The organism is Neomicrococcus lactis, assembly GCF_014200305.1.
Taxonomy (GTDB): domain Bacteria; phylum Actinomycetota; class Actinomycetes; order Actinomycetales; family Micrococcaceae; genus Neomicrococcus; species Neomicrococcus lactis.
Window position 1 is genome coordinate 1,891,751 of record NZ_JACHBL010000001.1, and the last position, 18,389, is coordinate 1,910,139.

Below are 18,389 nucleotides of genomic sequence, written 5' to 3' on the forward strand. Positions count from 1 at the left end.
AACTAGCCGTTGATGAGGTCGTTTCGCACGATCGTCTGATCGCGGTCCGGTCCCACGCCAATGGCTGAGAATGGAGCGCCGGACATCTTCTCGAGCGCCAACACGTAGTCGCGCGCGTTCTGTGGCAAGTCCTCGAGGGTCTTAGCGCCGGAGATGTCTTCGGTCCAACCTGGGAAGTACTCGAAGATCGGCTTCGCGTGGTGGAACTCGGTCTGCGTCATTGGCATTTCGTCGTGGCGAACGCCGTCGACGTCGTACGCGACGCAGACAGGGATTTCCTTGATGCCGGTGAGCACGTCGAGCTTCGTCAAGAAGAAGTCAGTGAAGCCGTTGACGCGGGATGCGTGGCGAGCCAACACGGCGTCGTACCAACCGCAACGACGCGGCCGGCCGGTGTTCACACCGAACTCGCCACCGGTCTTCTGCAAGTGGATGCCCATCTCATCAAACAGTTCCGTTGGGAACGGACCTGCACCCACACGGGTGGTGTAGGCCTTGATGATGCCGATGGCGCGGGAGATGCGAGTAGGTCCGATGCCGGATCCCACCGAGGCGCCGCCAGCCGTCGGGTTAGAAGAGGTCACGAATGGGTAGGTGCCGTGGTCAACGTCGAGGAACGTGGCCTGGCCGCCTTCCATGAGGACAACCTTGTTGTCATCGAGTGCCTCGTTGAGCACGTACGTTGAGTCGATGACCAGCGGACGCAAGCGCTCCGCGTAGGACAAGAAGTACTCCACGATTTCTTCAACGCCAACAGAGCGACGGTTGTAAATCTTGACCAGTAGCTCGTTCTTCTGGCGAAGAGCACCCTCAACCTTCTGGCGCAGGATGGACTCGTCGAAGACGTCCTGCACGCGGATGCCGAGGCGTCCCACCTTGTCCATGTAGGCCGGGCCGATACCGCGACCGGTGGTGCCGATAGCGCGCTTACCCAAGAAGCGTTCAGTGACCTTGTCCATGGTCTGGTGATACGGAGCTACCAAGTGTGCGTTGGCGGAGATGCGCAAGCGCGAGGTGTCAGCGCCGCGAGCTTCAAGTCCGTCGATCTCTTCAAAGAGGGCTTCGAGGTTCACCACGCAGCCGTTGCCAATAATTGGCGTGGCGTTCGGGGACAGAATTCCGGCAGGAAGGAGCTTGAGCTCGTACTTCTCACCGTTGACCACTACCGTGTGGCCCGCGTTGTTTCCGCCGTTTGGCTTGACCACATAGTCAACGCGGCCTCCGAGCAAGTCCGTAGCCTTGCCCTTACCTTCGTCTCCCCATTGGGCTCCAACAATCACAATGGCCGGCATTATTGCCCTCCCCTTGCTGAAATTTCAGCACTCATCGACGTTTCCGCCGGGATCCATGGATATGGACATAACAAACGCCCCGGTCAAAACACTTCGGGGCTCTTACTAATGTAGTTTAGCAACCCCACGGATTACGCGTATAGAACACGTATTATTCCGCCAGCTTCGCCCTCAGCACCTCTTTGCGTTTCATGCGCCCATTGTGTGTCCCCTAGTCTGGATTCCATGGCTTTGACGCGCGACACCGTGGTAGATACTGCCGTACGCGTGTTGACGCAGTACGGTCTGGCTGATTTGTCCATGCGCCGCCTTGCCCGCGAGCTCGACGTCCAGGTGGGCGCGCTTTACTGGCACGTCGCCAGCAAACAAGAGCTCCTGGTGGATGTTGCGGCCCGCTTGTTGGCTCAGATCCCGGATACTCCCCAGCATCTAGAGAACGACGACGCAGCTTCCGTTCGCGCTCACCTGCTCACTTTGTGCCGGGCGATTTTCGAAGCCCTCCTCCCGATTCCCGACTCCGCTGACGTGGTGCAGTGGGCGGCCGCCACGCGACCTGAAGCTCTCCGAGCCGTTGCCTCCCTTCAAGATCTACTCACGAGCTTTGAAGTAGAGCCTGCCAGAATCGGCGCAGCCACCAGCCTGCTCTTGCACCTCATTGTGGGCAACGTGGCCGAGCTTCAGAATGCCGTCATTGCTGTGGGTGAAGAGCAGCTAGAAATTCGGCGCGTGACTGAGCGAATCCGCGACAACTTCGGGTGGGGACTCGAGCGCATCTTGGACTCGATTGCACGGACGCCTTAGCTCGGAGTAGCTAACTCGGGCTCCTCGGCGCGGACGCCTTAGTAAGTCCGTTCCTTCAAAAACTTCAGCGCTGGCAGTGCTGAGCGGCGCCGCACCAAATCAAGAGCGTGCTCGTCGAGACGGCGATCTTCATCCGTCTTCAGTTCAAGCTGCGGCACGGGAGCGGCTTTTCCGGTGCTGTCCCGGTGGACGAAGATCGTCATGCAGCGCGTGGTCGGCCGCCATTCGGCTTCCTCGCCACCTCGCGGATCCTTCGCGCGCACGTGCACCACAATGTGCATGCTGTGCGGTCCCGTGTGAATCATGCGGGCTTCGGCTTCAACAATGTCGCCAATGTGCACTGCGTTCAGGAAGTGAATACCGCCCGTGTATACGGCAACGGACTCTCCCTTGGCCCACGATTCCGCGCAAGTACGGCCCACTTCATCGATCCAACGCATGACTACACCGCCGTGCGCGTTGCCTCCCCAGTTCACATCGGTAGGTGCCGCGAGGAAGCGGAAGGTGAGCCGCGGCGTCGTACCGGCATCCGTGTAGGCCTGCTCATCCATAGCCCGCCGAATTTCATTGCGAGCTTCGACGCGGGCCTCGATGCCCTGTTCTAGGCTGCGGGCTTCGTCATGCGTGGGCTCATAGGGTGCGACGGCGATGGGCTTGCGATTCTCATCCATTGCCACGAAGACCAAGATGCAGTCCATCGCGGGACGGAAGATGTTGTCGCGCACGTTCGCAGCGTCCACCGTGACCACAATGTGCATGCTCGAGCGGCCCGTATGAACCAACTGTGCGGTCACTTCAATGAGATCGCCGTTGACGATGGGCCGCGTGAAGTGGACGTTGCCCACGTACGCGGTGACGCAATAGCCGCCCGAATAGCCCACGGCGCACGCGTAGCCAGCCTTATCAATCCACTCCAGCACGCGGCCGGCCTGGACGGTGACGCCGTCTTCGGAAACATCAGTGGGAGACGCGAGGAACCTCAATGTCACGCGATCGTTCATCATTCCACCCTCAATCGGGAGACTTAGCGGTCAGTGCTGCTGCAGGAGTTTGAGTTGCTTCGGCTACTTCGCCGAGGCCTCGTTGCGGCTCACGATTTCGTTGATCCAGATGGGTGCGAACGGCGAGGTGCAGTTCGGCGGCGTGGGGTAATCCTTGAGCACTTCGAGGCGCTCGCCGATCTCGAGGGCGCGGGCACGATGCTCCGGAAAATCGATGCCGATGTACGCGAGGACCATGTTCATGCCCCACTGCAGCCGCTCGGGCGCGGACTTCATGCGCTTCTCGATCTCGCTCAGCAGCGCGTCAAGATCCAGGCCTTCAGGACTCTTGTTTACGCGCTCCGCGGTCAGCGCCCAGCCAGCACTTTCCACCACGGGGTCCTTGTCAGCGTGCCACGCCAAGCGAAGTTCCTCGACGTGAGGGCTCTTCTTCACCACGTAATTGACCAGCCAGTCGTGGACTTTGGGAGCGCGCGATTCGCGGAGCATCCGGTCCAAGTCCTCGGCGCTGAACAGCTTTGGCTTGCAGATCAACAGTGCCACGAGTCGGGCGGCGGTGTTGTCCGCGGCCCAGAGTTCTACCGCGAGATCCTGATTGGTTTTGAGCTTCTTCGCGACGGCCCGCAGTTTTGTGAGGTTGATGCCATGGTCATCACCGCGTTTCTCATTGGCGGCTCGCATCTTGGGGTCTTCGAGAGCTTCCAGCTCATCTAGAACTTCTGCTGCAACGCTGCCTGCCACGCGGTCTCCTCCATTGGTCCGTGAGTTTCGTTAACTGTAGACGTCAGTGTCTACAAGATGCGAGGGTTACGCCCTCGCCCATCTACAGCTTCTTCAGCCCATCCCGTACACGTTCGAGCGCGAAGTCCTGGATTTCCTGTTCGGCCGCATAGAGCACGCCGTAGCTAAACGTTTCCTCGCCCGCGGCCGCGGCTTCTCGCGCCACACTGCGCACGAATGTCTGGAATGCGAGGCTGTCCCTGTGCTCCCCGAGTCCGTTTTGCAGTCCCTCGGCTCGCACTCGTAGAGCCTTGCGGCGTCCCCCTAGATCGGATCCTGGGACGTCTTCAAGATGCCGAATCATGTAGCGCAGCGACTTGGCTTCCTTGCGCGCTTCATGCAGCAAATGAATCCACTCATCGCCTTCGGAAATCGCGGCAGCGGACTCCACATGGTTCTTGATGCGCGCGACCTGCCGGTCCACCGCTAACCGCAGGGGCCCGCGGGCTTTAGCTGCGGCGTCGTACTTGGAATTGAGCGGAATCTCCGCGAGGAACGCATCCACTGCGTCCAAAGTCGCGAAGTATTCCGGCGAACGCAAGTGCTCGAGGGCGGCTGCGAGTGCGGTTTCTTGCTCGGTTTCGAGGCGCGTGCGCAGGCGAGCAATGGCCTGTTCACTCACAGTGTCTCGGTTCCAGCGGTCCACGCGCTCTTCGAGAATCTCCAGGTGAACCTCAGCATCGCGGGCTGTGCCGAGCGCCTGACCGGTCACGCGGAGCTGCGCCGACAGCGCGCGGGCACGCTCTTCGTCCACGATCTTCCGGGTGACCTTGAGGAGGCCGCGGAACGTGCGGACGGAAACGCGCAATTGGTGCAGCGCGTCCGGCTCGCCGCGACGAACGCGCGGATCCCACAGGGCCAGCCCGCTCGCGGCGCTGTGGAAAGCCAGGGTTAGCACGGCGCGGAGGGAGCCCTTCTTGCCGATGTTTCGCTCTTCGATTTCCGGCAAAGGACCCAGCGCGAAGGACAACTTCGATGCGCGCAAAGAACGGTGCGCACCCGCTGCGATGAGCTTTTCCTCGACCTCATCCAGGAGCGCATCGCGCTGTTTCTCATCTAGCGACGAGCCGTTCTCCAGCTCCATTTCCCACTCGCGCCAGCGCTTGACTTGGGCGGATGCGGAAACGGAGGTGACAATGTCGTCGCACACTTGGGCCACGATTTCTTCGCCGGCATGCAAGTAATGGAACGTGCGTGAGGTTTTGAGCGTCGCGGTGCGTTGCAGGGTGTTCTCGCGCACGAACACTGCGACGACGTCCCGAATTTCCTGCGGCATTTCAATATACGCGCCGGTGTCTAGCGGCGCGTGCAGCTCGATTCGGCTTTCCCCGCTGGGAAATTTCACGTGCCAGCCGGAGTCCGGGCCTCCCGTACGACGCCGCAGCGTGATTCGGTTGCGCCGCAAGACATGATCTGGGGTATCGAAATAGATGGCCTCAAGGTCAACGGGTTTTTGAGAGTCCACGAGCGCGATGCCCGCGACCGAGTTCAGATCCGGGAGTTGAATTTCCGCGGAGACGTCATACTTACGCTCAACTTCGCGCTGCGCTTCGAGTGCCATGACTCTATTCTCGCTGGTCGGCGGGCGCACTTCCCCTAAATCAGCCCAAACTCACCCTTGTGAGGACATTTCTCGACAACACTTCGCTCCACACCACCCATGCGTGGTCAATTCGCGACAACACCTCGCCCCACACCACCCATGCGTGGCCAATTCTCGACAAGAAAACGCGATGTTCTAGCCGAATTTCGTACTCACATGGGGGTGGGTGGCTCCAAGTTGAGTCGAGGACGGCTGAGTTAGTTCTCCTTGACCACCGGAGTGCCATGCGTGTGGAAGGACTCGATGGTCTTCATGCCCCATGCCTGGCCCTTCTTGCGCTCCTCCATGGTCCACTCGACCACTGGGGAATCTGGGTCCAAGAGCAAGCGAGCGCCAGCGTTTGCGAACTCGATGCGGTTGCCGCCTGGCTCCCACACGTACAAGAAGAACGTCTGGTTGATCGCGTGCTTGTGAGGGCCGGACTCGATGTGGATGCCGTTCTCCAAGAAGATGTCGGCGGCCTTCAAGATGTCTTCGCGAGTATCTGGCGCGAAGGCGATGTGGTGGAGTCGGTTGCCGTGCTTGAGCCAGTCGTCCGAGTAGACGATGTCGTACGACTTGTTGTTGAAGTGGAACCACCATGCGGCGTAGCCGCCCTCGTCCAGCTTGATGCGCTCGCTCTCGCGGCCACCCAAAGCAGCCTTCACGAACTCGCCGTTAGCCACCACGTCCTTGGCCAAGTAGTTGATGTGGTCCAAGCGCCGCGCGTTTACGCCGCGTCCCGGGAACGCTGAGGCCTGATTCTTCAACGCCGGCTTGTCATCCGTGGCCACGTAGCGGGTGGTGTCGTAGTAAATGCCCATGTCATGGCCGTCTGGATCGGTGAACAAGAACGTGCGTCCCGTGCCCACTTCGCCCTCGGTCCAGCCCTTGCCGAGACCTAACTTCTCGATCGCGGCCACGCGACGGTCCAACGCCTCCTGGCTGGTGGTGCGGAACGTCGTGCGACCCACACCCGCGTCATCGGAGGCAGTGAGCTTGATGGTGTACTGCTGGTACTCGTCCCACGTGCGCAAATAGGCGGAATCGCCCTCTTCGGCCACCACGCGCATGGCCAGCAAATCGCGGAAGAACCACAAGCTCTCATCAAACTTGGCGGTCAACAATTCCACGTTGCCAAGATGGGCAACATCAAAAGACGTAAAGTCCGTCATGGTTCAATCCTTCTGATTCTCTGAGTTGTTTTGAGTCTGGGTAGGTTGAGCGGCCCGCGGGAAAACGCGGCCGTCGAAGAGCTTTCGAGCAGTGCTGACGATCGCGGACCGCCCGACGGAAGCTGCGGCGTCGTCGTCCGAAATTTCCACCTCAACCCGCAGCGTGCCGGATGGGTGCTCCACGGTGACGCCCGCGGAATCTGTGGGCAGCGCGGCTGCGAGTTCGCCGCCGACGCAACCGGGCGTGCGCATCGCGGTGATGGCGCTGATGGCCGCGAAAATGCCGATCGATTCGTGCGGCTGCACGGGGATGAAGGCTTGCATGCGGACGTCTCCACCGTCGCGCGCGGCGGACAGCGCCACGGTTTTCGGAACCGAATTCTGGCTGACATCGCCAAGCCCCATGCGCTCCCCGGCCACCTTGCGCAGTGCGTCCACACGTTCCAAAAGCGCCGAATTCTCGCGTAATTGCGCGGGAGTTTCGGTTCCGTCGAGGCCAAGATTGCTTGCCAGTACGACGACGACCGGCATTCCGTTATCGACGCACGTTGCCGTTACGCCATTGATTTCGTCCGTCAGATTTCCCGTGGGGAACAGCGCGCCGGTTGCGGAGCCGGCGGTGTCCGCGAAGTCGAGAGTGATGGGGGCGCCGGTGCCCGGAACGCCCGAGAAGTGGGTGTCGCCGGAGTAGATGGGGCGGCCGTTGTTCAGGCCGAATTGTGCGGTGGCGAAGCTGTCCGAATTGACCATGCGAATGCGGACAGTGGCTTGATCGTTGGAGGCTTTGTCCGAAGCTGAGACCAAGCCCTTTTCCACCGCGAACGGGCCCACGGCCGCCAGGATGTTGCCACAGTTTTGGGTGTCACTGACGGTGGGCTGATCGACGCCGACTTGGAGGAAGAGGTAATCGACGTCTGCGTTGGGGTGCTGAGAACGCGAGATGACAGCGACTTTGCTAGTCAGTGAGGTGGCGCCGCCGATGCCATCGATTTGGCGTTTGTCTGGGGTGCCCATGATGCGCATGAGGAGGTCATCGCGCTCTTGCGGATCTGCCGGGAGGTCTTCGGCGAGGAACATGGCGCCCTTCGAGGTGCCGCCGCGCATCCAGAGACACGGGATACCGTCCAGCTCAAAGCGCGAGTGATCATGCGCGTGCTGGTTCGCGTGCTCTTGCGAATGCTCCACAGCCATTTCTCGCATCTCCCGCTGGTCCCGTCATTGGTCACGGTGCTTTCCATCAAACTATGGCCATAGGTAAGCGATTGTCAACGATTTTGTTTGAGATGAATGACTGACTATTCGAGCGGGAACTCGCGCCCCTCAACAACGCGCTTCATGACCAAGGTGGAGCTGAGTCGCTGCACGCCGGGAAGCTTCGCGAGTCTCTGGTCGTAGATGTTTTGGAACGCGGTCAGATCTGCGGCAACCACGCGCAGCAGATAGTCGGGGACACCGAAGAGGCGCTGCGCCATGACCACGTGCGGAATGCTGGTGACCGCAGCCTCGAACTCTTCGAGGGTCTCGCTGCGCGCGTCGTGCATGGTGACGAAAACCAGCGAATCGAAACCCAGGCCCAGCACCGTGGGATCGAGCTGAGCGTGATACCCGGCGATAGCTCCGGACGCCTCGAGTGCCTTGACTCGGCGGTGGCATGGCGAGAGGCTCAGCCCCACGCGCTCGGCGAGTTCGGTGACAGATAATCTCCCGTCAGCTTGTAGCTGCGCAAGAATTTCTTTATCAAGTGCGTCCATGCGAAATATTCTCCCTCAAAAGAGCTGTGTTGAGCCAGAAAAAGGGAGCACATTTCGGCCCAAAATCACTACGGTTAGTGGCATGCCGCTTTCCACACTCTCCGCCTTCTGGGTTGTCTCCACGCTCATGGTGCTGACACCCGGTGCCGACTGGGCGTACACCATCTCCTCCGGCCTGAAAAACAAGTCCGTGGTGCCAGCCATCAGCGGCATGTTGACCGGCTACATGGCGGTCACGGTGATTGTGGCATCCGGCGTTGGTGTGCTCGTTGCGGCGAACCCGCAAGCGCTCACCGCTTTGACCGTCATTGGCTGCGCCTACCTGGTGTGGCTTGGCGTGGGCATTCTCCGACACCCGGCCACCCCGGAAATCGGAGATGCATCGGACTCCCCCAGCATCTTCAAGCAGTATGTGAAGGGCTTCGGCGTCTCCGGACTGAACCCCAAAGTGATGCTGTTGTACCTAGCGCTCATCCCGCAATTCACGATTCCTACGGCCAACATCCCGGTGCCGTGGCAGATCGTGATCCTAGGACTCATTCACATCATGAGTACCGCGATTGTCTACCTCTCCGTGGGCTTCAGCGCTAAGCGCGTCCTCGGCGCACGACCCTCGCTCGCGCTGTTCATTTCGCGCTTGAGCGGTGTCCTCATGGTCGCCATCGCGGCGCTCATGATTTTCCAGCGGTTCGTGGTATGAACACGCTGAACGAAGCAGCGCGCCAAACAGCTAGGACCCCAACCGCCCGCCGGAGGCTTCGAGGTAGCAGTTTCCGCACAGGGACTCGTAGGTGATTTCCTGACTTCCGTCGATCGCCACTTGATCGCCGGAGAACACGAACTCGCCGCCCACACGCCGCGTGTTGAAGATTGCCTTGCGTCCGCAGCGGCAAATGGTCTTGAGCTCTTCGAGCGAGTGCGCGAGGTCCAGCAATCGCGCCGATCCAGGGAACGCGCGCGTCAAAAAGTCCGTGCGGATGCCGTAGGCAATCACGGGCACGCCATCAAACACGGCAATGCGGAACAGGTCTTCCACCTGGGAAGGCTCAAGGAACTGCGCTTCGTCCACGAGCAAGCAGGCCACAGGAGCCACGTCGACGTGCTCCAAAATCGCGTCCGGATCATCGCCAGCAGCCACGCCTCGGTAGAGATCGCGCACGTTGGTGCCGTGAGGAATCAAGAAGTCCACATCGCGCTCGTGCCCCAAGCGTGAAACCACTTTGGATTCGCCCTTGGTGTCCACTTGCGGCTTCGCCAACAACACGCGCTGACCGCGCTCTTCATAGTTGAAAGCCACTTGCAAAAGAGCCGTGGACTTTCCCGAATTCATGGCGCCGTAGCGGAAATACAGTTTGGACACCCCAGCAGTTTACTGGCGTGCGAGCCCCAACCTGGTCCCTCGTGAGGCAGCTTACGAAAAGCGGATCACCTGGCGAAGCACGGTTCCGGAGGCGAGCGCATCCATGGCTTCGTTGATGTTCTCGAGCTCAATTTCTTGAGTCACGAGCTTTTCGAGCGGCAATTTTCCGTCCCGCCACAACTGCTCGAATTTAGGGACATCGCGCGCGGGCACGGCGGTTCCCAAGTAGCTTCCGATGATTCGCTGAGCCTTCGCGGTCAGTTGCAGCGGTTCAATTTCGGCGGTGGCACCCGGCGCCGGCAGTCCAACCGTCACGAGCGTGCCACCGAGGCCCAAAATTTTGAAGGCCGTTTCGAAAGCGCGGGGATGGCCTACGGCCTCCAGTACGACGTCGCAGCTCACCCCCTGCTCCACCGCTTCAGTTGGGGTGTACGCGGCATGGGCGCCCCATGACTTCGCGAGCTCAAGTTTGGATGGTTGGGCATCGATCGCAATGACTTCTTTGCAGTCGAGCGCGAGCGCGGTCAACAAACCGGCCATGCCCACGCCGCCCAGGCCGACGATCGCTACTCGAGAATCCTTCGTCACCTCGGCCGCATTCAACAGTGCCCCGCCTCCCGTGAGCACGGCGCAGCCCAAGACTGCGGCAATATCCGGGGGAACGTCGTCGTGCACGGGAACTGCTGACTTGGCATCAATGACGGCGTAGGTAGCGAAGCCGGAGACGCCCAAGTGGTGCGCGACCGGCTCAGGTGCGCCGCCGCCGATGCGGTTGAGGTGGCGCGAGCCGTCCAGCAAGACGCCTTCGTTGTTGGTCGCGGAGCCCTTCGAGCAGGGAAGTTTGCCGTTCGTGGCGCAGGCTTCGCACTCGCCGCAGCGGGGCAAGAAGGTCAGCACGACGCGCTGACCCACGGCGATGTTCTCAACACCTTCGCCGATTTCCTCCACGATTCCGGCGGCTTCGTGACCCAGCAGCATCGGGACAGGACGCGGACGCGAACCATTGACAACGGACAAATCCGAGTGGCACAGGCCGGCCGCCTCGATGCGAATCAACGCTTGGCCAGCCAGCGGAGCACTCAAGGTCAGCTCGTCGATGCTGATGGGCTGGGACTGCGCGTACGGCGGCTGAGCTCCGATTTCGTTGAGAACTGCTCCCCGAATAACGCGCGTAATGTCACTGCTCATGGGCACGATTGGTCCTTCCCAGGCCTTGACCTTTGGCAAACTTTTCACTCCTTCACCCATTGTGACATTCAGCATAGGATCGGACGACTCTCTACGCGGTTCTGAACGGCAGCGCCGAGCCTAGAATCCGCTGAGGTTCTCACGAGCTCATCTCAAAGCGTCTTTCATCGAAACACCAATCCGAATACACCTATCTCCTCGCGGCGCTGGCGAACTCGCGTGGGGACTTATTATCCACGTCACATTATTGCCCGCGTCACACTCTGTTCTCTAGGCTAGCCACACAGACTGATATATCAATTGTTGACAGGGAAAACGATGACTCAACAGCACACGACGCGGGCTTCCTTGGCCACCGTCGAGAAAACAAGCAAACTTCGAGTACTTACTTACGCGGGCGCCATCATCGCTTTCTTGATCGGTTCAGGCTTTGCCACTGGCCAAGAAATCTTGCAGTACTTCACGTCCTACGGTTTCTGGGGAGTTTTCGGCACGGGGCTGCTAGTCCTTGCCCTCATGACCTATGTAGCCGTCGAATTCTTCCTCGTTGGGCGGGCAAAGAATTTTGACCGCCCGTCCCGGATCTTCCATTACTACTGCGGAAAGTACCTGGGTACTTTCTTCGACTACTTCTCGATCCTCTTCGTGTTCCTTTCCTTCACCGTGATGGTGGCCGGCGCCGGCGCCGTCTTCGAGGAGCACTACGGATTGTCTAAGTACGCCGGAGGCATTGGCCTTGCCATCGTCGTTGGAATCAGCGTCTGGTTTGGACTCAAGAGCCTCGTCGACGTCATCGGCAAGATCGGGCCAGTCATCGTAGTGGTTGCGATCGCACTTGGACTCGTCGGAATTTTCATGAACCCCGGCGGAATCGTTGAGGGCAATGAACTCGTGGGTCAGCTCAACGTCAAGCAAGCTTCAAATAACTGGTTCATGGCGGGCTTGTCCTACGTGGGCTTCTGCATGTTGTGGCTTGCCGCTTTCTTGACCGCGTTGGGAAAGACCACGAAGAGCCGCCGCGAAGCAACAGCCGGCGGAACCTTGGGCGCCGTTGCATTTTCCATTGCGTGCATCATCGTGGCCTTGGGTCTGCTCGCTAACATCAAAACGGTTGCGGGCACCGAGATCCCGATGCTGGTCCTTGCCAACAACCTTTCACCGGTAATTGCGGCTGGCATTTCAGTCATGATTCTTGCGGGTATCTACACGACGGCGGTGCCACTTTTGTGGACTGTGTCGTCCCGATTCTTCGCCGACAGCACTCCCGGCTTCAAGTACTTGACCATCACTTTGGCCATCGTCGGAACCGTGATCGGTCTTCTTCTCCCGTTCTCTGACATGGTCAACATCGTTTACGTCATCAATGGCTACGTGGGCATCTTGTTGCTCGTATTGATGATCGTCAAGACTGTCACCCGCTTCGTCCGTAAAACGCCCCTCGAAGGCTAAGTAAGTTCACAACAAACAAGGCCCTCATACTCAGTCAACAACTCGAGTATGAGGGCCTTGTTCCTTGTTCAGCTAAATTGGCGGCGGATGCGCGTCAACATCAAACCTGCCGCAACCAGCAGCATGCCGCCAGCGCTCAGCACAACGGTTCCTGAAACACCCGTCGACGCCAACTCATCGTCAGAAGCGGCAGGGGTTTCCAACGTTCCAGCCGGAATGACAACCACTGGCGCGCTCGTCGATCCGTCAGAATCATCCGAGTCAGGAGCTGGCTTCACCACGGGAACCTGACCAGGCTCTTGCGGCTGCTCGGTGGGCCTGGGCTCGCCGTCAGATCCGCCAGGCTCGCCAGGCACACTAGGCACCGTCGGTACGCGCGGGAAATCTTCGCCATCGGCCCACTCGAGGTAGCCGGCGTCAATTAGCATGGTCACCACTACATAGAACATGCCGTCCGCGAGCCCCGGGTGCTTCGGGAAGTGAGCGGCGAGGAAGTCGTACATTTCGTAGATGTACTGCTCATCCGAGGATTCCGTGAAGTAGAAAGTCAGGTCGTCGACGTACGCGGCCTCGTCGCTGTTCATGAACGCGCCGAAGAAGGCGTCACGGAAATCTGCGGATTCAGGCGACTCGAAGTAGTCGGACCACTGATCGGAGTCCCACGCGTCGCTGCCCTTCGGCGCCACAATCTCTGGGTGCACTACGAAGAAGTCGGGAACCTCAATAGGTCCGCTCGGCAATTCCTCGCCATGCTGCGGTTCTTCCGGTACGACGACGCCGCTTCCGTCCCCGAGCTCACCCGCGGGAAGGTCGCTGGTATGGGTGGATTCGGCTGGTTCCGATTCTGGCGTTTCCGCGGCAGGCTCATCAGCTACAGGCGAGTCAGCAGAAGGTACTTCCGAAACGGGAGAGTCAGAAACAGGGACCTCGGAGACTGGCGCTTCTGAGGCAGGCTCTTCGGTTACTGGTTCTTCCGTCCCAGCGACGTCTGCGTCCGAAGACCCAGAAGCAGGTGTCTCAGAGATTGGCTCCTCGGAACCGGGCACCTCGGTGGAAGGCACTTCGGCCGATGGGACCTCATCAGCAGGAGTTTCAGCAACAGACCCCTCGACAGCTGAAGCATCCGACGCTGGAGCTTCACTGACAGGGGCTTCCGAAGACGGCACTTCAGCAACGGGTGCTGCCGAGTTCGAAGCATCAGAGACAGCAGAAGAATCTGAGACCGAAATAGTAGGAGAAGTAGGGTCTTCGGCGAGTGCTGGAGTCGCGCCGAAAAGAAGTCCAGAGACAACTACCGCAGACAGGGCGGTAGTACGGAATGCAGGTGCCAAAGAGGTTGCCCGTTCAGAAAAAAGGGGTTGTTGATACCCCCTAAATCTAGGCGATCAACAACCCCAAAAACATGGCTAAACGTCGAAACCGCGTTGCAATCTCATAACGATTGCAACGCGGTTTCGTAACGACTGTATTTTTCCGCTATTTGGCCTCGATAGCCGCTACAGCAGAAGGATCTGAGTCGTTCAAGAACTTCTCAATACGGTCCACTTCTTCAGTCTCACCAATAGCTGCGGCAGCGCGCTTCAACGAGTACAAAGAACGCAAGAATCCGCGATTCGGCTCGTGGCTCCAGGGCACTGGTCCCTGACCGCGCCAACCGGCACGGCGCAACGCGTCGAGCCCTCGGTGGTAACCCACGCGTGCGTAGGCATAGCTCTCAACGTAAGCTGCGTCGTCGTACGCCTCTTGCGCCAGAAGCGCCCACGGAAGTGAGGAAGCGGGGTAACGGGCTGCGAGATCAACCGGCTCATCGCCTACGTCGATGCGGGCGTTCAGCTCTGGCTCTTCCGGAAGCAACGTCTCCGGGATGCCGAGCAAGTTCTTTCCAAGATCCACGATTAGAGCTTCTTTCCGGCAGAACCAAGCTGGCGAGCAGCTTCAGCAATGCGAGCAGCCATGGACTTCTCGGCGGCAGCACCCCAAACGCGTGGGTCGTAGAGCTTCTTGTTGCCCACTTCGCCGTCCACCTTGAGGACGCCGTCGTAGTTCTGGAGCATGTGGCCGGCAACCGGGCGGGTGAACGCGTACTGGGTGTCCGTGTCGATGTTCATCTTGATAACACCGTAGGAAACAGCGTCCGCGATTTCCTGCTCTGAAGAGCCGGAGCCACCGTGGAAGACCAAGTCAAATGGGTTCTCCTTGCCAACCTTGGCGCCCACCTGAGCCTGAATGTCCTTCAAGATTTCTGGGCGGAGCTTCACGTTGCCCGGCTTGTACACGCCGTGCACGTTACCGAAGGTCAAAGCGGTGATGTAGCGGCCGTTTTCGCCAGCGCCGAGTGCCTCGATGGTCGCAAGGGCATCCTCAACCGTGGTGTAGAGCTTCTCGTTGATAGCGTTTTCCACGCCGTCCTCTTCGCCACCCACGGTGCCGATCTCAACTTCGAGAATCTGCTTGGCAGCAGCGGTACGTGGAAGAAGTTCAGCGGCGATGCGGAGGTTTTCCTCGAGGGTCTCAGCGGAGCCGTCCCACATGTGGGAGTTGAAGAATGGATCGCGCCCAGCTTTGACCTCTGCCTCAGAAGCAGCCAGCAACGGGAGAACAAAGCCATCCAGCTTGTCCTTCGGGCAGTGGTCCGTGTGTAGCGCAACCTTTACGCCGTAGCCCTTAGCCACTTCGCGCGCGTAGGCAGCGAAAGCGAGGGAACCAATCACCATGTCCTTCAGTCCTGCTCCAGACCAGTAGGCTGCGCCGCCCGTGGAAACCTGGATGATGCCGTCAGATTCGGCGTCGGCAAAGCCTTGAAGAGCTGCATTGAGCGTCTGAGAAGACGTCACGTTAACGGCAGGGAAAGCGTAACCGCCGGCCTTTGCCGAGTCGATCATTGCGTTGTACTCGTCGGGAGTTGCGATGGGCACAAGAGCCTCCTTGATAGGCCATGATCTGGCACTGTGTGGTTACCTCTATCCTAACGACGCAATCTGCCCAATCTAACGTTTATGAAACTTTTGGGGATAGCAGATTTGAGTGGGTCGGTATACTGAGTAGGTCAGGGAGTATCCATGAACGCTTCACCCGTCATCACGTTTGCGCCACCGCAAACCGGGGAGGCTGGCACTGGTTTCTGGCCCCATCCGTAGCAGGGGCGCATCTAGAAACCGTAGGCCGGAGAGACTGGCAGCCTTCGCACTACTCGAAAGGATGCCCATTGACCGTTGAACCTTGGGTCTGGACCGCCACCATTATTTTCATCGTTGCCCTCTTGGCATACGACTTCATTTTTCACGTGCGCAAAGCACACATCCCCACGCTCAAAGAGGCGTCCCTTTGGTCCGCGCTATATGTGGGCATCGCCGTTCTGTTCGGCGTTGGCGTCTGGTACTTCGGCGGCCACCAGATGGGCGGCGAGTACTTCGCCGGTTACATCACCGAAAAAGCGCTGTCCGTAGATAACCTCTTTGTGTTCCTGGTGATCATGGCCAGCTTTAAGGTGCCTCGCGAGGATCAGCAAAAGGTTTTGCTCTTCGGCATCATCTTTGCGCTCATTGCGCGCACGGGCTTCATCTTCCTGGGTGCCGCGATATTGGAAAGCTTCGCGTGGGCCTTCTACCTCTTCGGATTGATCTTGATTCTGACCGCAGGTCACATGCTCAAGAAGGACGATCACTCCGATGACGCGGACAACCTCATCATCCGCCTGGCGAAGCGCTTCTTGCCCACTACCGATCATTACGACGGCGACAAGCTCTTCACCATGGAGAACGGCAAGCGCGTCCTGACTCCTATGTTGCTGGTCATGGTGGCTATTGGCGGCACGGACATCTTGTTCGCTTTCGACTCCATACCGGCGATCTTCGGCCTGACGCAGAACGTGTTCATTGTCTTCACGGCCACCGCATTCTCGCTCTTGGGCCTGCGCCAGCTGTACTTCTTGCTGGATGGCTTGCTGGACCGCCTCATTTACTTGTCCTATGGTTTGGCCGCGATCCTCGCGTTCATTGGCGTGAAGCTTGTCCTCCACGCGCTTCACGAGAACACCGTGCCGTTTATCAATGATGGTCACCACGTTCCGGTTGTCGAGATCTCCACCGGAACCTCTTTGTCGGTGATTGTGGGAATCCTGATTGTCACCATCCTGGCCTCGCTGTTCTCTAAGGCTGGCAAGGCGCAGACCGCCGTCAACAACGCTCGCCGCCACGCGGTGAACTACCTTGACGCGACATACACCTCAGATCAGGCTGAACGCGAGCGTCTTTACTCGCTGCTGATCGCCGAGGAGCGCGAGATCCTGACGATGCCCACGAAGTACCGGAACAAGGTCAAGGACATTGACGCGATCCGCGCGAAGGTTGATGAAGCGCACGCTGTCCACCGGGAAATGTCCGGCACCGCGTAGTTCCGCTTCGCTTGCTTTCTTTTGAGAGGACGACCCCGCAACTTACATTGCGGGGTCGTCCTTCCCAGATGCCTCCCGCAGAATCGTCGCCAGACTTGCATTTTTGATGTCAGAGTGGGCACGAATACGCAAGTCCAGCGACGATTCGAAGAACCGCCCTTCCAAAAGAGTATTGATACCTTTCAACAGTCCGGAGTAATATACAACCAAATGGTTATATATTCAGCTCCCAACGCCATGGGGAGAAACGAAGAACGCGTCGATCTCACCGACGACGAGGTGAACCGGATCTTCCAGGCTCTCTCCGGCGCAACGCGCCGGGACATTGTGCGCCGCACGCTCATGCATGATGCCACAGTGTCCGAGCTCGCGGCGGACTACAACATGTCCTTCGCAGCCGTTCAAAAACACGTGACCATCCTGGAATCGGCTGGCCTCGTGACCAAGCGTTCTCACGGCCGCGAGCGCTTGGTGCGCGGCAACCCCGAAACCATCAAGAGGGCGCAATCGCTGTTGGATGAGTTCGAAAAAATCTGGCGCGCTCGCATTTCACGACTCGATGCACTCCTCGCCGAAGACACCCCAAACACCTCAAAGATTCCGCCCACCACAAAGGACTGATCATGCCTGTTACCTCTGTTGAGAAGGATCTCGACGCCCTCACCATGACCATCGTCGCCGACTTCGCCGTTCCGTTGCAGCGACTCTGGGAGGCGTACGCCGACCCTCGCCAGATCTCGAAGTTCTGGGGACCAGAGACGTGGCCAGCCACGTTCGTCCGCCACGACATGGCAACCGGCGGCCGCAGCCACTACTACATGACCGGCCCTAACGGCGAGCGCTCGGATGGATTCTGGGAGTTCACGAGCGTCAACCCGCCTCACTCTTTTGAAGTGGTTGACGGCTTCGCCAACGCGGACGGCACCCAGAACCCCGAGATGCCCACCATGAAGATGCGGTTCCAGTTTGAGGAAACGCCAACCGGCTCCCGCATGACCAACATCGCCACCTTCAACTCCCTCGAGCAGCTCGAGCAGCTCATTGAGATGGGCATGGAAGAAGGCACGCGTTCCGCCATGAGCCAGATCGATGCCGTCCTCGCGGACCTCGCATCTTTCGCAGCTGGCCGCGGCACCGAAACGCAGATCCTCAGCGACACCCAGGTCCGCATCACGCGCGTCATTCGCGGCACTGCCCAGCAGGTGTGGGACGCCCACAACGAGCCTGAGCTCATGAAGCGCTGGCTCTTGGGACCCGACGGCTGGACCATGCCGGTCTGCAAAGTCGCGCAGGAACCAGGCGAGCAATACCGCCAGGAATGGGAGAACACGGAGACGAAGGAGCGCTTCGGTTTCGAGGGCGAGCTCCTCGAGTCCGCCGCTCCTTACCGTTCCGTGACCACGGAAAAGATGATCGGCATGGAAGGCCCGTCCACGCAGAACGAGCTGACGCTGACCCCGCTCGAGGCAGGGACACTCCTCACGCTCGTCATCACCTACCCGGACGTCGCCACGCGGGACATGGTCCTCGCCACCGGCATGACGGACGGCATGGAAACCAGCTACCTGCGTCTTGAAAATGAGGTGCTGGCTTCGGCTGAGTAATTTCTGCCACTTC

Annotated in this window: 18 protein-coding genes; 6 read left to right on the top strand and 12 right to left on the bottom strand. The window is 59.4% G+C overall.

All coding sequences use genetic code 11. From position 1 onward, the window contains the following. Positions 1 to 2: 2 nt before the first annotated feature. Positions 3 to 1,292, bottom strand: coding sequence for an adenylosuccinate synthase (locus BKA12_RS08545; RefSeq protein WP_183642592.1), 1,290 nt, complete (start codon positions 1,290 to 1,292; stop codon positions 3 to 5). Between the two features lie 225 nt (positions 1,293 to 1,517). Here BKA12_RS08545 and BKA12_RS08550 point away from each other — a divergent pair, with 225 nt between their 5' ends. Next, positions 1,518 to 2,093 (top strand): TetR/AcrR family transcriptional regulator, encoded by a 576-nt coding sequence (locus tag BKA12_RS08550; RefSeq protein ID WP_183642595.1) that lies wholly within the window; start codon positions 1,518 to 1,520, stop codon positions 2,091 to 2,093. Positions 2,094 to 2,131: 38 nt separating this feature from the next. Here the strand turns inward: BKA12_RS08550 and BKA12_RS08555 are convergent, their stop codons facing one another. The 6 genes from BKA12_RS08555 to BKA12_RS08580 all read right to left on the bottom strand — a co-directional run bounded on the left by BKA12_RS08555 (position 2,132) and on the right by BKA12_RS08580 (position 8,382). Beyond that, on the bottom strand, positions 2,132 to 3,097 hold the full coding sequence (locus tag BKA12_RS08555) for an acyl-CoA thioesterase (protein WP_246361646.1): 966 nt from the start codon (positions 3,095 to 3,097) through the stop codon (positions 2,132 to 2,134). Between the two features lie 60 nt (positions 3,098 to 3,157). Beyond that, positions 3,158 to 3,835, bottom strand: a complete 678-nt coding sequence (locus BKA12_RS08560) for a DNA alkylation repair protein (protein WP_183642597.1) — start codon at positions 3,833 to 3,835, stop codon at positions 3,158 to 3,160. Positions 3,836 to 3,917: 82 nt separating this feature from the next. Further along, complete coding sequence (locus BKA12_RS08565; RefSeq protein WP_183642600.1) at positions 3,918 to 5,435, bottom strand: CYTH and CHAD domain-containing protein; 1,518 nt, start codon at positions 5,433 to 5,435, stop codon at positions 3,918 to 3,920. A gap of 239 nt (positions 5,436 to 5,674) precedes the next feature. Continuing rightward, positions 5,675 to 6,631, bottom strand: coding sequence for a VOC family protein (locus BKA12_RS08570; protein WP_183642603.1), 957 nt, complete (start codon positions 6,629 to 6,631; stop codon positions 5,675 to 5,677). Positions 6,632 to 6,634: 3 nt separating this feature from the next. Next, positions 6,635 to 7,822 carry a 4-oxalomesaconate tautomerase gene (locus tag BKA12_RS08575; protein WP_183642606.1) on the bottom strand — a complete coding sequence of 396 codons (1,188 nt, stop codon included), beginning with the start codon at positions 7,820 to 7,822 and terminating at the stop codon, positions 6,635 to 6,637. Between the two features lie 104 nt (positions 7,823 to 7,926). Further along, complete coding sequence (locus tag BKA12_RS08580; RefSeq protein WP_183642609.1) at positions 7,927 to 8,382, bottom strand: Lrp/AsnC family transcriptional regulator; 456 nt, start codon at positions 8,380 to 8,382, stop codon at positions 7,927 to 7,929. Positions 8,383 to 8,464: 82 nt separating this feature from the next. Between BKA12_RS08580 and BKA12_RS08585 the strand changes: the two genes are divergently transcribed. Then, positions 8,465 to 9,082, top strand: coding sequence for a LysE family translocator (locus BKA12_RS08585; RefSeq protein WP_183642612.1), 618 nt, complete (start codon positions 8,465 to 8,467; stop codon positions 9,080 to 9,082). Between the two features lie 30 nt (positions 9,083 to 9,112). Here BKA12_RS08585 and BKA12_RS08590 read toward each other — a convergent pair whose 3' ends face one another. Both BKA12_RS08590 and BKA12_RS08595 read right to left on the bottom strand, forming a co-directional pair. Beyond that, positions 9,113 to 9,742 (bottom strand): thymidine kinase, encoded by a 630-nt coding sequence (locus tag BKA12_RS08590; RefSeq protein ID WP_183642615.1) that lies wholly within the window; start codon positions 9,740 to 9,742, stop codon positions 9,113 to 9,115. 51 nt (positions 9,743 to 9,793) lie between these two features. Beyond that, positions 9,794 to 10,930: an alcohol dehydrogenase catalytic domain-containing protein gene (locus BKA12_RS08595; protein WP_183642618.1), complete on the bottom strand. Its 1,137-nt coding sequence runs from the start codon at positions 10,928 to 10,930 to the stop codon at positions 9,794 to 9,796. A 318-nt stretch (positions 10,931 to 11,248) separates the two neighbouring features. Between BKA12_RS08595 and BKA12_RS08600 the strand changes: the two genes are divergently transcribed. Then, complete coding sequence (locus BKA12_RS08600) at positions 11,249 to 12,379, top strand: YkvI family membrane protein (RefSeq protein ID WP_183642621.1); 1,131 nt, start codon at positions 11,249 to 11,251, stop codon at positions 12,377 to 12,379. 68 nt (positions 12,380 to 12,447) lie between these two features. Here BKA12_RS08600 and BKA12_RS08605 read toward each other — a convergent pair whose 3' ends face one another. From BKA12_RS08605 to fbaA, 3 genes are all read right to left on the bottom strand, one after another. Beyond that, entirely contained in the window at positions 12,448 to 13,710 is a 1,263-nt protein-coding gene (locus tag BKA12_RS08605; protein WP_183642624.1) for an LPXTG cell wall anchor domain-containing protein, read from the bottom strand. A 145-nt stretch (positions 13,711 to 13,855) separates the two neighbouring features. Continuing rightward, positions 13,856 to 14,272 (bottom strand): DUF3151 domain-containing protein, encoded by a 417-nt coding sequence (locus BKA12_RS08610; protein WP_420826515.1) that lies wholly within the window; start codon positions 14,270 to 14,272, stop codon positions 13,856 to 13,858. Positions 14,273 to 14,274: 2 nt separating this feature from the next. Beyond that, positions 14,275 to 15,294 (bottom strand): class II fructose-bisphosphate aldolase, encoded by a 1,020-nt coding sequence (gene fbaA, locus BKA12_RS08615; protein ID WP_183642627.1) that lies wholly within the window; start codon positions 15,292 to 15,294, stop codon positions 14,275 to 14,277. 290 nt (positions 15,295 to 15,584) lie between these two features. Here fbaA and BKA12_RS08620 point away from each other — a divergent pair, with 290 nt between their 5' ends. The 3 genes from BKA12_RS08620 to BKA12_RS08630 all read left to right on the top strand — a co-directional run bounded on the left by BKA12_RS08620 (position 15,585) and on the right by BKA12_RS08630 (position 18,376). After that, complete coding sequence (locus BKA12_RS08620; RefSeq protein WP_183642630.1) at positions 15,585 to 16,772, top strand: TerC family protein; 1,188 nt, start codon at positions 15,585 to 15,587, stop codon at positions 16,770 to 16,772. 237 nt (positions 16,773 to 17,009) lie between these two features. Continuing rightward, a complete protein-coding gene (locus tag BKA12_RS08625; RefSeq protein ID WP_183642633.1) occupies positions 17,010 to 17,393 on the top strand; it encodes an ArsR/SmtB family transcription factor in 384 nt (127 codons plus the stop codon). A gap of 2 nt (positions 17,394 to 17,395) precedes the next feature. Then, the gene (locus BKA12_RS08630) at positions 17,396 to 18,376 is read left to right on the top strand and encodes an SRPBCC family protein (RefSeq protein WP_183642636.1); all 981 of its coding nucleotides are present in this window, start codon (positions 17,396 to 17,398) and stop codon (positions 18,374 to 18,376) included. Positions 18,377 to 18,389 lie beyond the last annotated feature (13 nt).

Excerpts from the sequence above, each read along its gene's own strand:
- BKA12_RS08545 (WP_183642592.1), bottom strand. The coding sequence starts at position 1,292 with ATGCCGGCCATTGTGATTGTTGGAGCCCAATGGGGAGACGAAGGTAAG.
- BKA12_RS08550 (WP_183642595.1), top strand. The coding sequence starts at position 1,518 with ATGGCTTTGACGCGCGACACCGTGGTAGATACTGCCGTACGCGTGTTG.
- BKA12_RS08555 (WP_246361646.1), bottom strand. The coding sequence starts at position 3,097 with ATGATGAACGATCGCGTGACATTGAGGTTCCTCGCGTCTCCCACTGAT.
- BKA12_RS08565 (WP_183642600.1), bottom strand. The coding sequence starts at position 5,435 with ATGGCACTCGAAGCGCAGCGCGAAGTTGAGCGTAAGTATGACGTCTCC.
- BKA12_RS08570 (WP_183642603.1), bottom strand. The coding sequence starts at position 6,631 with ATGACGGACTTTACGTCTTTTGATGTTGCCCATCTTGGCAACGTGGAA.
- BKA12_RS08575 (WP_183642606.1), bottom strand. The coding sequence starts at position 7,822 with ATGGCTGTGGAGCATTCGCAAGAGCACGCGAACCAGCACGCGCATGAT.
- BKA12_RS08580 (WP_183642609.1), bottom strand. The coding sequence starts at position 8,382 with ATGGACGCACTTGATAAAGAAATTCTTGCGCAGCTACAAGCTGACGGG.
- BKA12_RS08585 (WP_183642612.1), top strand. The coding sequence starts at position 8,465 with ATGCCGCTTTCCACACTCTCCGCCTTCTGGGTTGTCTCCACGCTCATG.
- BKA12_RS08595 (WP_183642618.1), bottom strand. The coding sequence starts at position 10,930 with ATGAGCAGTGACATTACGCGCGTTATTCGGGGAGCAGTTCTCAACGAA.
- BKA12_RS08600 (WP_183642621.1), top strand. The coding sequence starts at position 11,249 with ATGACTCAACAGCACACGACGCGGGCTTCCTTGGCCACCGTCGAGAAA.
- BKA12_RS08625 (WP_183642633.1), top strand. The coding sequence starts at position 17,010 with ATGGGGAGAAACGAAGAACGCGTCGATCTCACCGACGACGAGGTGAAC.
- BKA12_RS08630 (WP_183642636.1), top strand. The coding sequence starts at position 17,396 with ATGCCTGTTACCTCTGTTGAGAAGGATCTCGACGCCCTCACCATGACC.